Here is a 13,761-nt window from a genome sequence, read left to right as displayed (position 1 = left end):
CCCGGCACCGGCTCCCGCTCGACCACGGTAACCTCCCGCCCGGCGGCGGCCAGCCGCAGGGCCGCGGACAGTCCGCCCAGCCCCGCACCGACGATCACCACCCGCTGGGTGGGGCCCTGAACCGTACGGATCGCACGTGTCGCCGTGCCGACGCGTATCGCCATGCCATGTCCTCTCGGGTACGGGCCGGTCAGTGATGCCCCGGTTCGATCGCGGCCTTCGGCTGCCGGGTCCGGCCGACCACCGCGTCCGTCCGTTCGCGCACTGTCGCGGCCCGGACCAGCAGGACGCTGTCGACCACCAGCAGATTGGTGGCGAGGAAGAACACCGCCTCCTCCAGGGGCAGCCCGAACGGCGCGAACCCCATGGTGTGCGTTTCGCTGATCCGCCACGTCCCGGCGTGGATGGCCAGCGCGTCCGCCGCCCACAGCACCGGGGTCAGGGCGAGTGCGCGGAGGCGGTCCGCGCGGGCGGCGCGCAGTACGTCGGCCCCGGCGGCGGACTGCAGGGCGAGCGGCGGGGCGAACCAGAGGAGGATGGCGCCCAGGTACAGGGTCGGCTGATGGGTGGTCAGCAGCCAGCCGGCGCAGGCCGTGGCGAGCCAGCCGGCGCAGGCCGCGGGGCGCCGCCACGGTGCGTCCGCGGGGGGCGGCTCGGGGACGCCGGCGGTGACGTACAGCGTCCAGCAGCCGGTCAGCACGGTCTGGCCGACCATGAAGAGGTACTCCTCGACCGGTACCTCCGCCACCGTGCCGAGCACGCTCCCCGGCGGATAGCCCCAGACGCCGTGCAGGATCAGCCACCGGTCCCACGGCGTCGTCCACACCACCGCCACGACCGTCAGGATCCCCACCGTCACCAGTCCGCGCCGTACCCCGGCCCGCAGGTCACCGGGCAGCCTCCGGTGGCGCACCGCCAGCAGGGCGGCCACGACGAGCAGCAGCGGCAGCAGGACGGTGGCCAGGAAGTCCCGGTAGGTCATGGGGCGCTCGCCTCCCACTGCCGCCGGGCGCGCAGATAGGCGGGCAGCGCCACCCGCAGCCGTCTGGGCAGGCTCACGGCCGCGCGGCGGTCGAAGACCTGGTGGTCGGCCCGTTCGATCTCGTCGAGGATGCCGCCGTACAGGGCCAGGGCGGTGCGGATGCAGTCGCGGCTGGACGGCGCCAGCATGTCGATGCCCTCGGCCGCGAACGTGTAGATCCGGCGGGTGCGGTGGATCTCGTAGCGGAGCAGTTCCCTGATCCGCGGGGTGACGACCCGCGCCTCCAGTTCCTCGCGGGTGACTCCGAAGGCGGCCAGGTCCTCCAGGGGCAGGTAGAGGCGTCCGCGGTCCAGGTCCTCGGCGATGTCGCGGATGAAGTTGGTCAGCTGGAACGCCTCGCCGAGGGCGTGGGCCCGCTCGTACGCGCCGTCCTGGCAGGGTTCGAGGATCGGCGTCATCTCCAGGCCGATCACCGCGGCGGACCCGTACATGTACGTCTGCAGGTCGGTGTAGGCCGGGTACTCGGTGACGTTCAGGTCCATGAGCATCGACGCGAGGAACGCCTCGATGTGCTCGGCACGGATGTCCCAGACCCGCATCGTGTGCAGCAGGGCCCGGCACACCGGGTCGGTGCTCTCACCGCGCCGCAGGCCGGCGAGGGCCTGGTAGCTCCAGTTGATCAGGGTGTCGGCCCTGGTGTCCGGGTCGCCGTTGTCCACGATCTCGTCGGCGTAACGGGCGAAGCCGTAGAGGCTGTTGACGTACGGGCGCTTGGCGGGCGGCAGCAGCAGGGTCGCCAGGTAGTAGGTGCGGCCGAAGTCGGCGTGCAGTTTCCGGCACTCCTCGAAGGCGGCGCGCAGGGCGGGTTCGTGGATGCCCGCCGCGTCCAGCCAGCGTGCGTGGGTGTTCTTGATCCGCGGGGGCTCCGGCCGCGAGGACACCGTCCCCGCGCTCATGCGCGCACCGCCGTGGCGGGCTCGCCGACCCGGTAGTGGGTCAGGTCGGGTTCGCGGGTGGCGAGGCGGTACCGGTAGGCGCGCTCCGGCCACAGGTTGGTGACCTTGCCGGAGTCGGTCTTGTACCAGCTGCGGCAGTCGCCCTGCCACACCGTGGACCCCAGTTGGGCGTCGAGTCCGCGCTGGTAGTCGTCGAGCGCCTGCCGGCTGACCTCCATGGTTCCCCGGTCACCGATGACGTCCAGGCAGCGCAGCAGGTAACGGACCTGGCTCTCCAGCATGTAGACGACCGAGTTGTTGCCGCTGCTGGTGTTCGGCCCGTAGAGCATGAACAGGTTGGGAAAGCCGGGGACGGTCATGCCCAGATAGGCCGAGGCGCCGCCCCGCCACACGTCGTGCAGCCGTCCGCCGGGGCCCTCCACCTCGATCGGGGCCAGGAACTCCGTCGAGTGGAAGCCGGTGGCGTAGATGACGGTGTCCGCTCGGTGGACGCGGCCGTCGGCCGTCTCGATGCCGTCCGGGGTGACGCGCTGGATGCCGTCGGTGACCAGCTCGACATTCGGGCGGTTGAGGGCCGGGTAGTAGTCGTTGGACAGGATCATCCGGTTGCAGCCGAAGGGGTAGTCCGGTGTCAGCTGGGCGCGCAGCACCGGGTTGGGGATCTGGCGGCGCAGATGGTGGCGGGCCTGGGCGGTCAGCACCCGGCCGATGGCGCCCCCGTGGATCGGCGAGTAGGCGATGGTCTCGGCCATCAGCCACCAGGCGGCACGCGGCACCTGCCGGGCCCAGGGCAGCCGTTCGAAGGCCCGGAGCGTCGTCGGCCCGTACGCGTGGTCCATCTTCGGGATGATCCACTTGGCTGAGCGCTGGAAGATCCGCAGCCGCTCGACGACGGGAGCGATACGGGGCACGAACTGCACCGCGCTGCATCCGTTCCCGATCACCGCGACCGAGCGTCCGGCCAGGTCGTGGCCGTGGTCCCAGCGGGCCGAGTGGAAGGCGGTGCCCCGGAATTCGTCCCTGCCCCTGATGTCCGGCAGTCGGGGGCGGTCGAGCTGCCCGGTGGCGGTGACGAGCACCCGGGCCTCGTACCGCTCTCCCGACGCCGAGCGCAGCCACCACACTCCGGCGCCCTCGTCGAAGCGGGCGTGGGTGATCTCGGTGCCGAACCTGATGTGCGGACGGATTCCGTTGTGCTGGGCGCAGCGCCTGATGTAGTCGAGGATCTCCGGCTGTTCGGCGTAGGTGCGGGTCCACGCGCCGTGCCGCTCGAAGGAGTACGAGTACAGGCAGGACGGGATGTCGACGCCCGCGCCGGGATAGCTGTTGTCGCGCCACACCCCGCCGATGTCCGAGGACTTCTCGAACACCGTGAAGGACGAGATCCCGGACCGCTTGAGGCGGATCGCCGCGCCCAGCCCCGCGAGGCCCGCCCCGATGACCGCCACCCGGATGGTGACAGGGGGCTTCTCAGTCGTCATACGGTTTCCTGTTCTTCGCACGTCAGCTGCGGTGTACGACGTCCTCGCGGCCCACGGCCGTGTTCGGCTTGCCCGCGGCGCGATGGGTGCGTAATGGCTTGCTCGCGGCTCGGCGGCCGTGTTCGGCTTGCTCGCGGCGCAGTGGGTGTGTACGGCTTCCTCGCGGGTCAGCGGCGGTGTACGGCGCGGAAGACGCGCAGGGCGGTGGTGTAGCCGCGGGCCAGCGTCTCCTGGCTGAGGCCGAGGGGCGGTTCCAGGGGGATGCCGCGCTGGGTGGCGACGGTCTGCGCCTCGGTGAACCTCAGCAGGCCCTCGATCCCGTGGCGGCGCCCGACCCCGGAGTCCTTCATGCCGCCCATGGGCGCGTCGACGCTGCCGTAACTCACCCCGAAGATCTCGTTGACGTTCACGGTGCCCGCCTCCAGCCGTTCGGCGACCTCGCGGCCGCGGGCGGTGTCGCCGGTCCAGACACAGGCGTTGAGGCCGTACCGGCTGGCGTTGGCGCGTTCGACCTGCTCGTCCACCGTCTCGCACCGGTGCAGCTGGATGACCGGGCCGAAGGTCTCCTCGTCGAAGCACTTCATGTCCTCGGTGACCCCGCTCAGCACGGTCGGCTCGAAGTAGTACGGGCCGATGTCCGGCCGGTGCCTGCCGCCGACGAGGACATGCGCTCCCTTGGCGACCGCGTCCTCCAGGTGGTCGGTCACGGTGTCGAGTTGCCGCTGCGAGACCAGCGAGCCCATGTCCGGTCCGTACTCCAGGCCGACGCCCAGCCGCATCCTGCGGATACGGTCCAGGAACTCCCGGGTGAAGGCGTCGTACACCCGGTCGTGGACGTAGACGCGCTCGCTGGAACCGCACAGCTGGCCGGCCGCGGTGAAGCAGTCGCGTACGGCGCCGGAGGCGGCCTTGGCCGGGTCGGCGTCGTCGAGGACCAGCAGGGGGTTCTTGCCGCCGAGTTCGAGGGAGCTGCCGATCAGCCGACGCCCGGCCTTCTCCGCCACGAGCCTGCCGACCTCGGACGATCCGGTGAAGGAGATATGGCCCGCCCGGTCCACGACGGCTCCGCCGATGCCGGGCCCGTCACCGAGCACCACCTGGTAGAGGTCGTCCGGCACACCGCACTCACGCAGCAGCCGCACACCCCACAGCACGCTCAGCGCGCCCTGGTTGTCCGGCTTGTGCACCACGCCGTTGCCCGCGATCAGGGCCGGCAGCACATCGGACAGGCCCAGTTCGAACGGGTAGTTCCAGGGGGAGATGGTGCCCACGACCCCGATGGGGGCGCGCAGTTCGAGCACATGGGTCAGCACCGGCAGCAGTCCGTAGCGGCGGGTGGGGGCGAGCAGGCGCGGTCCCCGCAGCCCGTAGTAGCGGGCGTTCATCGAGGTGCCGGCGACCTCCTGGAAGGCGTGCCAGCGGGACTTGCCGCTCTCCACCTGGATGAGGTCGATGATCTCGCTCTGCCGGGCCAGCAGCAGGTCGTGGAAGCGCAGCACCACCTCGGCGCGTTCCCTCACCGACACGGCCGCCCAGCTCCGCTGTGCGCGGGTGGCGTTGGCGTAGGCGTCGGCCACGTCGCGCTCCGTGGACTGCGGAAGCTCGACCAGGGCCTCCCCCGTGAGGGACGAGACGGTCTTGACGGGGGCGGCGCTCGCCACCGCGTAGGTGAGGAGCGGTTCGAGGGGGACGTTCGTCGAGGTGCGCATCTCGGCTCCCTGGTCTGGCGTTCGGCCGGTTGTCCGTACGGCGTCTCCGGTCGTCAGGAGACGGCTCCGGTCGTCAGTACGACTTCTCCAGGCCGAGGGTGTGCTCGGCGACGAAGTTGAGCAGCATCTCCCGGCTCACCGGGGCGAGATGGGCCACCCGGACCATCGGGTAGAGGAAGCCGACGAGGTGCTCCTCGTCCAGTCCGTAGCCGCCGTGGATCTGCACGGCCTGGTCGACGGCCTTGATGGCGGCCTCTCCGGCCGCGTACTTGGCCATGTTGGCCACTTCCCCGCTGATGTCCTGGCCGTTGTCGTACAGCCAGGCCGCCTTCTGCACGAACGTCCTGGCGAGCTCGAGGTTGATCTTCGCCATGGCCAGCGGGTGGGACAGGCCCTGGTGCGCGCCGATGGTGGTGTTCCACACCCGGCGCTCCCGCGCGTGGCGGACGGCCAGGTCGACGGCGTAGCGGCCGAGCCCGGCGCTCCAGGCCGCGAAGGTGATGCGCTCCGGGTTGAGCGCTCCGGCGAACAGCGCGCGCAGGGCGGAGCCGTCCTCGCCGCCGACCAGGGCGCTGGCGGGCAGGCGCACCTCGTCCATGGTGACGTCGAACTGCCCGGTCGCCGCGGTGAAGACCATCGGCTTCTTCTCGTACGACAGGCCGGGCGTGTCCCGGTCCACGATGAACAGGGCCGGGCGCAGCTTGCCGGTCGTGGCGTCCCCGGTGCGGGCGATCACCATCATGGCGTCGCACAGGTCGACCGCGGACACCAGGGACTTGCGGCCGGACAGCACCCAGTCGCCTCCGTCGCGCCGGGCGGTGGCGGCGATGCGGTGCAGGTTGGAGCCGCCGGCGGGATCGGTGACGCCGAACGTCATCCGTGCCGAGCCGTCGGCGAAGCCCGGCAGCCACCGCTTCTTCTGCTCCTCGGTGCCCGCCCTGGCGATGAAGGTCGCGCACATGGCCGCCGACACGGGCAGGAACAGCAGCGGTACCCCTCCGGCGGCGAACTCCTCGGCCACGATCTGCAGTTCGTAGAGCCCCGCGCCGCCACCGCCGTACTCCTCGGGGATGTTCACGCCGAGGAAGCCCGCGCGGGCGGCCTCCTCCCACACCTCGGTGGTGTCCTCGCCGGATTTCGCCTTGGCCACGAAATACTCCAGGCCGTAGCGTCCGGCCAGCTCCGCCACGGAAGCGCGCAGCCGCTGCTGTTCGGGTGTCTCGTGGAAGTGGGTCATCACACCTCTTCGACCTCGTCCGCCGTTTCGGCCGCCGGGCGTCGGTCCAGGGCCGACGCCGCGTTCAACCTAGGAGGAGGCACTCGCTCCGCGGCTCTCCGCGGGCACTCTGCGGCCGATCGGCCATTCGGGGCGCAGTGGCGCGAATCTTTCGGCCACCTCGGACACCGGCACTCGGCCACATGATCCAGGAGTCCGGTAGGCAGTACTCGAACGAAAGGTACGTACTGAATTCACGCAGGGAGCCCGTCGGCGGCGTCGGGAGCCTGCCCAGGACAGTGGAGGACCTGTGTCGTACAGCAACGATGACCATGGACCGCTCGGACGGGCGGGCGTCGTCCTGCGCAGTCTCAAAGTCCTTCACCAGTCGGGGCTGATCAGGCCGAGCAGGCCCGATCAGCTCGTCCGGTCGGGGCGCGCGATCCGCACGCTCGGGGTGGCCGCCGGTCCCGTGTGGGCGGGGGCCAGGAAGGACGGAGACGCCCTGTGCCTGGTCGACGAGCTGGGCGAGTTGACGTTCCATCAGATGGACCGGAGGACGAACGCCCTCGCCCGATCCCTGGCCGAACGCGGCATCGGGCCCGACTCGTTGGTCGCTCTGCTGGCCAGGGACCACCGGGGTGCGGTGGAGACCATGGTCGCCGCCGGGAAGCTGGGGGCCCGGCTGATGCCGATGAACACCGGGTTCGCCGGACCCCAGCTGGCCGAGGTCGCCGCGCGCGAGGGCGTGGACGCCCTCGTGTACGACGAGGAGTTCTCCGAGACCCTGGCGGCGGCCCGCCTCCCGGAGACGGTGCGGCGCTTCCTGGCCTGGACGGACGGCGAGCGCTCCGGGGAGGGGTCCGCCGTACCGACGCTCGAGCAGCTGATCCGGGACGCGGACGACCGGCCGCTGCCTCCGCCCGCGCGGCCGGGCCCCCTGGTGATGCTGACCAGCGGCACGGGCGGGACGCCGAAGGCCGCGCCCCGCGCGGTCGGGAACCCGCTGGCGGTCGCCCAGTTGCTGGACCGGATCCCGCTGCGGGCCGGCGAGTGCACCGTGATCGGGGCGCCGCTCTTCCACGGCACCGGGCTGTCGCAGTTCATCATGACCCTGTCGCTGGGCTCGACCGGTGTGGTGCGCCGCCGGTTCGACCCCGAGGCCCTGCTGGGGCAGATCGAGAGGTACCGGGCCACGACACTCGTGCTGGTGCCCACGATGCTCCACCGGATCCTCGACCTCGACCGGAAGGTTCTCGACTCGTACGACACCTCGTCGCTGCGGATCATCCTCGTGGCCGGGGCGCCGCTCACCCCTGAACTGGGCAACCGGGCCACCGAGGTCTTCGGTGACGTGATCCACAACATGTACGGGTCCACCGAGGTGTCGGTCGCGACCGTGGCCCTGCCCGAGGACTGGAAGGCCGCGCCCGGAACCGTGGGCAGGCCGCCCGTCGGTTCCCGGATCGCGCTCTTCGACCGGGAGGGGCAGCAGATCACCGAGCCCGGCGTCACCGGCCGGATCTTCGTCGAGAGCGTCCTGGCCTTCAAGGGATACACCGACGGCCGGACCCGCGAGACGATCGGTTCGATGCTGGGCTGCGGCGACCTCGGACATCTCGACGCCGAGGGCAGATTGTTCATCGACGGCCGCGAGGACGACATGATCGTCTCCGGCGGGGAGAACGTGTACCCCGCCGAGATCGAGAACCTCCTGGCCGACCACGAGGCGATACGCGAGGCCGCGGTGATCGGGGTGCCGGACGAGGAGTTCGGCCAGCGCCTGAAGGTGTACGTCGTGCCGGTCGAGGGGGCCTCGCTCGACGAGGACGGCGTGAGGTCGTACGTCAAAGCACGCCTTGCCCGTCACAAGGTCCCCCGCGATGTGGTGTTCCTCGGCGAGCTTCCCCGGAACAGCACGGGAAAGCTCGCCAGGAACAGACTTCTCTAGCACTTCTCCGGTCCGCGGCGCCGGTTCCGTGCAGGCACGCATCGGCGCAGGCAACATTGGTGCAGACCAAATTCGAACCGGCAGCCCCTCCCACTCGTGTTGTTGGCGAAGCCGTCGTGTGTGGATGCGGTGGGAGTTGCCGGTGCGACTCGTGCACGCACTGCGCCCGCACGCACCGACACCGCAGCTCCGCCCAACTCGCGCGGGCAGGTTCCAGCACTGGCGCCGGAACATCCGCCCGCCGAACCGTACGTCTGCCAGAGGAGTCGGCATGCCACAGCACCCCCTGCGGACCAAGCGGCCGTTCGGCCAGGTCCAGACCGCGAAGACGACCCTTGTCGAAGGAATCCGGCCCGACACCCACTCCGCTCGCGGGCGGACGGCGATCACTGTCGCGGCGCCGCACCACGGCACCGGCGGGCAGGCCAACGCGACGATCACGGTCGGCATAGCCGATCACGAAATCCTGGTACGGGGCGGAATCCGGGCGATGCTGGAACGGTCCGAGGGCATTCGCGTCGCCGGAGAGGCGGGCGACGCGGGCGCGGCCGTCGCGCTGGCCTCGCGTCACCAGCCGGGAGTGCTGCTGATCGACGGCGTGATGGCCGGCGCACACGGGGCCCGGGCCGTCCGTGCCCTGAACCGCCTGGTGCCCTCGACCGCCCTTGTGGTGCTCGCCTCGTCGCCGGACGACAGACATGTCGACCAGGTATTGCGGGCCGGTGTGGCCGGCTGCCTGCTCAAGAGCGGCAATCCGCAGGACATCGTGGCCGCGGTACGGGTCGTGGCCACCGGCGGGGCGGCGCTGGGCCCGGAGGTCGCCAAACGCGTACTGGAACGGGTGGCGGAGATCGACACCGATCGTGTCGAGCGCGCCCGCGAACTCATCGGCGGGCTGACCTCACGGGAGCAGGAGGTACTGGCGCTCGTCGCACAGGGCATGGCGAACATCGAGATCGGCCGGGCCCTTCATCTCAGCGAGGGAGGCGTCAAAGCCCACATCAGCCGTCTGCTCACCAAGCTCGGGTGCAGCAACCGTGTGCGCGCCGCCCTGATCGCCCATGACGCGGGACTCACCGGCGGCGGTGCGGAGGACGCGGCCTGGCCCCGGCCGGCGGCCTGAGTCCACCGGACCGGCCCGGCCACGGGCCGACTCGTCCACCCTCACGGTGGCGGTGCGCCCATGCCGCGCCGGCGGCGGCGTGGAGGACCGCTGCCGACGCGGTTGAACGAGCGCGGCCCGGGCGACGGGCCCGCTCCCGGGTCTCGCCTCGGCGTTGGCCTCCGGGGCGCACTTCTCCGCGCTGCCCGGCGCCCCGTCCACCACGCCGTCCTGCCGGACCTGCCGGGCCTCATCCGGCTGATCACGGCCACGCGGGCCGGACGTACGGCCCCGGCGGCGCTCGCCGCTCCCCGGGCGACGCGCCCACTCCCGGGTCTCGCCTCCGCGTTGGCCTCCGGGGCGCACCTCTCCGCGCTGCCCGGCGCCCCGTCCACGACGCCGTCCTGCCGGACCTGCCGGGCCTGCCGGGCCTCATCCGGCTGATCACGGCCTCGCGGGCCGGACGTACGGCCCCGGCGGCGCTCGCCGCTCCCCGGGCGGGAGAGCCCCACGGAGGCGGCCGGGCCGTGGGGCCGGGGCTTCACTTGGCGAGGTAGCCTCCGTCGATGGCGTGGTCACTGCCGGTGAGGTACGCGGCCTCGTCGGAGGCCAGGAAGGCGATCAGCTCGGCGACCTCCTCCGGGCGCGCCGTCCGCCGCAGCGGGACGGCGTCGAGCAGGGCGTCGGTGGCCCCCGGTGGGAGGGCCGCCACCATCGGGGTGTCCACCACGCCCGGCGAGACCGAGAGCACCCGGATGCCGGAGCCGGCGTACTCCCGCGCGGCGGTGCGGGTCAGCGCGAGGACCCCCCGCTTGGCGGCGGAGTACGCCCCGTAACCGCTGAACCCGGAGTGGGCGGCGATCGACGCCAGGTTGACGATCGCACCGCCGCCCGCGGCGGCCATCGCCGGTATCTGGTACCGCATCGAGTGGAAGACGCCGTACAGGTCGACTTTGAGCACGGTGTCGAACTCGGCGAGCGGGAACTCGCCGAGCGGCAGCAGTGGGCCGTCGATGCCCGCGCTGTTGACGGCGACCCGCAGCCCGCCGCCGAGTCCCGCCGCCTCGGCCACCACCCGCTCCACCGCCTCGGGGTCGGTGACGTCCAGCCGCCGGGCCAGCGCCCGGCCGCCGTCGGCGGTGATCTCCTCGGCGACCCGTGCGGCGCCGTCCGCGTCCAGATCGGTGACCAGGACCACCGCGCCCTCCGCTGCCAGCCGCCGGGCACAGGCTGCCCCGATGCCCGAGGCCGCGCCGGTCACCATGGCCACTCGGTCGCGGAAACGGGCGCGCCCCGACTTCTCGTCCACCCTGTTCGTCTCCCCTTCCCTGCCGGTCCCGTTCACGGTCGGCCGGTCCTTCGCGGCGTCAGCGTCACGGGGACCCGCTCCGGCCGGATCACCGTGCCGACCAGGGTCCGCGTCGGCTGCCCGTCGGCGGGTGCCAGCGTCCAGCGGCTCGTGAAGCAGGCCAGGGCGATGGTGAGTTGGGCCCAGGCGAACTCCTCGCCGACGCAGAGCCGGTTTCCCGCGCCGAAGGGCAGATAGGTGCCGCGCGCCGGTCTGGCGGCGCCGCCCGCCCAGCGCTCGGGGGCGAAGCGGTCGGGGTCCTCGTACAGCTCGGCGTCCCGGTGGAGTGCGTAGGGGCTGAAGAAGACGTCGGTACCGGCGGGCAGTTCCGTGCCGCCGAGGGTGAGCGGCCGGACCGTGCGGCGCATGGAGAGCCAGGAGACCGGGTGCAGGCGCAGGGTCTCGGTGAGGACCTGCCGGGTGTACGTCAGCGAGCGCAGATCCCTGAAGCCGGGCGGGCGCCCGCCCAGCACCGTGTCCACCTCCTCCTGCAGCCGGGCCTGGACCTCGGGGCGGCTGGAGACCTCGTGCACCGCGAAGGCCATGGCGGCGCTGGTCGTGCCGGTGCCGGCGAGGAACATGGTGATCAGCTCGTCGGCGACCTCGGCGTCGTCCATGGCGCCTTCCGGGCCGTCCGCCAGCAGCAGCATCGACAGCAGATCGCCCCGGTCGCCGCCGTCGGCCCGGTAGTCGTCGATGATCCGCTGCTGGGCGGCGCGCAGCCGGTTCAGCGGGCCGCCGTCCGGCGGACGCCAGCCGGGCAGTACGGGGACGCGTTCCGCCCACGCCTGGAGCGGTGAGAGGGCGAGCCTCATCGAGCGGTACTTGACGGAGAGCCATTCCTTGACCGCGGCGTGCAGTGCGGGGCCGGGGTCGGTGGCGAAGAGGGTGCGCAGCAGGATGTCCATGGTGAGCCGGTTGATCTCCGGCACCAGGTCGACCACCGTGTCCGGATGCCACGAGGCGGACCTGGCGGTGGACCGCTCGGACATGATGTCGGTGTAGCGCTCGATCCGCTCGTGGTGGAACCCGGGCTGGATCAGCCTGCGCCGACGGCGGTGGACGTCCCCGGACGCGGTGATGAGCCCGTTGCCGAGCGGCCCCCGCAGGGTGTCGAACATCGCACCCTTGTCGAACCCCCGGGCCTGGACGGCGAGCACCTCGCGGATGAGCTCCGGGGAGTTGACCACGTAGACCGGGCGCGGGCCGATGAAGATCTTCGCCATCGGACCGTACGCGCGCAGCTGCCGCACGAAGGCCAGTGCGTCACCGTTGAGTTGCCGGCCATGACCGGTCAGTGGACGGCGGCCGCGCGCGACGGGAACCACGGGCATGACGTCCGTGGGGGCGGCGGCCATCTCAGATCCCCCCCTGGGCCCGAAGGTAGCGCCGGCCGGCGAAGAGCCCCATGGCCGCGAACGCCTGGGTGTGCGTCTGGTAGTGGGTGAGCAGCGGGCGGGGGCCGTACATCAGCGGCTGTCCGGTCCAGTTGCCGTCGGCGCGCTGGGAGGCGATCAGGTGATCGAGGCCGGCCAGCCAGCGCTCCTTGTCCAGCACACCGCCGGCCTCCAGGGCGGCCAGCGCCAGACCCGTCGCGGCCGGGGAACTGGCCTCGCCCGCCTCGGCGGGCCAGCCGCCGTCGGGGTTCTGGGTCTCCGCCAGCGCCAGCGCGCCGGCGTGCGGGTCACCGCCGTCCGGAGCGAGCGCGGCCAGCACCTCCGCGGTGGCATAGGGAAGTCCGTGGTACCAGGCGGCATTCCATCGGCCGTGGCGGAGAAACCTCTCCCTCAGCCAACTGCGCGCTTCGTCCCTGGAGATGACATGGGTGTCGGAGTGCAGGTCGAGGGCGGTCACCACATGGGCGACGACGTCCTCGACGGGCGGGTCCCCGGCGGACTGCCAGGTGCGCCACAGGCCGTCGGCCAGTTGCTGCTCGGCCAGGTGGTGCAGGCCTCCGAAGACCGTACCCGCGGGGGCGGAGGCGTTCCGCAGCGCGATCAGGGCCGCGCTGGTGGTGTCGTTGTCGGACTCCACATGGGAGCGGAACGGCCAGCCGCCGTCAGGGTTCTGCACCCCGACCAGGAAGTCCACCGCGCGCGGCAGGGCATGGCGGTCGAAGACCGGCTCACCGCGGAACACCCGGATCATCAGCGTGGTGTCCCAGACGTCGCTGGAGGTGAAACGCCAGGTGCCGTCCGGGAACTGACTGCCGAGGAGGTACTCGGTGCAACGCCGGGCCGCGGAGCCCTCGGGGTCGCCCGCCTGCAGGGCCAGCGCGGCGAGCGCGGTGCTGACCGGGTTCGCGAAGAAGTCGCCGGCCGGTGACTGTTCCTCGGCTATGCGGCAGGCCGCCTGCCGGGCCCGCTCCGGGTTTCCGAAGTGGGCCTCCACCAGGGCGTGCGCGGACCAGAGTTCCACCCGCGTCCAGCGTTTGAGGGGGCCGGTGTGTGACCAGCCGTCGCTCAGTGACTGCCGCAGCCCGGCCGGATCGCCGCCGGTGGTCTCCCGGCCGGTGTGCAGCGCCACGACCTCGAGCAGACGGGCCCGTGCCATGAGAGCGGGGTCGTCGAAGGAGGGATGGCAAAGGTCGACGCGGTCCGCCTCACCCAGCGCCAGGGACCGCAGGGCGGTCTCGATGGCCAGGGCGGCGGGGTGGTGTTCCTGGGGCACGGCGCCACGCAGCCAGCCGAGGGCCGCTGCCGCCGCCGCGGGGGCGTCGGGATGTGCGGCACGGGTGAGGGCGAGGGCCGCCAGTGCCGTCTCGGTGATGCGGGGATCAGGGTCCGAGACCCAGGAACCGTTGCTGTGCTGCGAGGAGAGGGCCTGCCAAGTGGCAAGTGCCACGGCCCCGTTGATCTGTTCGGAAGTGAGTGCTGTTGCGAGCCCTGAGGTCATGACTACCTCTCTCCACGAACGCAGCCGACGCTGCCCATCGAAGGTGATCAGAAGGCGATCAGAAGGGTGACCGAAAAGGGGTTATTGAAGGGTCAACTTTTCGTGAAACTTTTACGGAACA

General features: G+C 71.8%; 11 protein-coding genes. 2 read left to right on the top strand and 9 right to left on the bottom strand.

Annotation, left to right across the window (positions count from 1 at the left end; translation table 11 throughout):
- The 6 genes from FNH04_RS13945 to FNH04_RS13920 all read right to left on the bottom strand — a co-directional run.
- Positions 1–164, bottom strand: a 164-nt coding sequence (locus tag FNH04_RS13945) for an FAD-dependent oxidoreductase (RefSeq protein WP_152783969.1), incomplete at its 3' end; no start/stop codon positions are given.
- A gap of 26 nt (positions 165–190) precedes the next feature.
- On the bottom strand, positions 191–982 hold the full coding sequence (locus FNH04_RS13940) for a lycopene cyclase domain-containing protein (protein WP_152783967.1): 792 nt from the start codon (positions 980–982) through the stop codon (positions 191–193).
- Entirely contained in the window at positions 979–1,938 is a 960-nt protein-coding gene (locus FNH04_RS13935; RefSeq protein WP_152783965.1) for a phytoene/squalene synthase family protein, read from the bottom strand. The genes FNH04_RS13940 and FNH04_RS13935 overlap by 4 nt, the downstream gene beginning before the upstream one ends.
- The gene (locus tag FNH04_RS13930) at positions 1,935–3,419 is read right to left on the bottom strand and encodes a flavin-containing monooxygenase (RefSeq protein WP_152783963.1); all 1,485 of its coding nucleotides are present in this window, start codon (positions 3,417–3,419) and stop codon (positions 1,935–1,937) included. Before FNH04_RS13930 ends, FNH04_RS13935 begins: the two co-directional genes overlap by 4 nt.
- Before the next feature lie 167 nt (positions 3,420–3,586).
- Positions 3,587–5,128 (bottom strand): succinic semialdehyde dehydrogenase, encoded by a 1,542-nt coding sequence (locus FNH04_RS13925; protein WP_152783961.1) that lies wholly within the window; start codon positions 5,126–5,128, stop codon positions 3,587–3,589.
- Between the two features lie 73 nt (positions 5,129–5,201).
- Positions 5,202–6,365, bottom strand: a complete 1,164-nt coding sequence (locus FNH04_RS13920) for an acyl-CoA dehydrogenase family protein (RefSeq protein WP_152783960.1) — start codon at positions 6,363–6,365, stop codon at positions 5,202–5,204.
- A 289-nt stretch (positions 6,366–6,654) separates the two neighbouring features.
- Here FNH04_RS13920 and FNH04_RS13915 point away from each other — a divergent pair, with 289 nt between their 5' ends.
- Both FNH04_RS13915 and FNH04_RS13910 read left to right on the top strand, forming a co-directional pair.
- The gene (locus tag FNH04_RS13915) at positions 6,655–8,295 is read left to right on the top strand and encodes an AMP-binding protein (RefSeq protein ID WP_322723025.1); all 1,641 of its coding nucleotides are present in this window, start codon (positions 6,655–6,657) and stop codon (positions 8,293–8,295) included.
- Between the two features lie 271 nt (positions 8,296–8,566).
- A complete protein-coding gene (locus FNH04_RS13910) occupies positions 8,567–9,418 on the top strand; it encodes a LuxR C-terminal-related transcriptional regulator (RefSeq protein ID WP_194236674.1) in 852 nt (283 codons plus the stop codon).
- A 520-nt stretch (positions 9,419–9,938) separates the two neighbouring features.
- Here the strand turns inward: FNH04_RS13910 and FNH04_RS13905 are convergent.
- The 3 genes from FNH04_RS13905 to FNH04_RS13895 form a co-directional block, all read right to left on the bottom strand.
- Entirely contained in the window at positions 9,939–10,661 is a 723-nt protein-coding gene (locus FNH04_RS13905; RefSeq protein WP_152783977.1) for an SDR family NAD(P)-dependent oxidoreductase, read from the bottom strand.
- Between the two features lie 77 nt (positions 10,662–10,738).
- The gene (locus FNH04_RS13900; protein WP_152783956.1) at positions 10,739–12,103 is read right to left on the bottom strand and encodes a cytochrome P450; all 1,365 of its coding nucleotides are present in this window, start codon (positions 12,101–12,103) and stop codon (positions 10,739–10,741) included.
- Between the two features lies 1 nt (position 12,104).
- Positions 12,105–13,589, bottom strand: a complete 1,485-nt coding sequence (locus tag FNH04_RS13895) for a prenyltransferase/squalene oxidase repeat-containing protein (protein WP_194236673.1) — start codon at positions 13,587–13,589, stop codon at positions 12,105–12,107.
- Between the last annotated feature and the right edge of the window lie 172 nt (positions 13,590–13,761).

Source organism: Streptomyces phyllanthi (assembly GCF_009377205.1).
In the GTDB taxonomy this organism is placed as follows: domain Bacteria; phylum Actinomycetota; class Actinomycetes; order Streptomycetales; family Streptomycetaceae; genus Streptomyces; species Streptomyces phyllanthi.
Note: the sequence above shows the minus strand (reverse complement) of the source record. Positions and strands in the feature narration are given on the sequence as shown.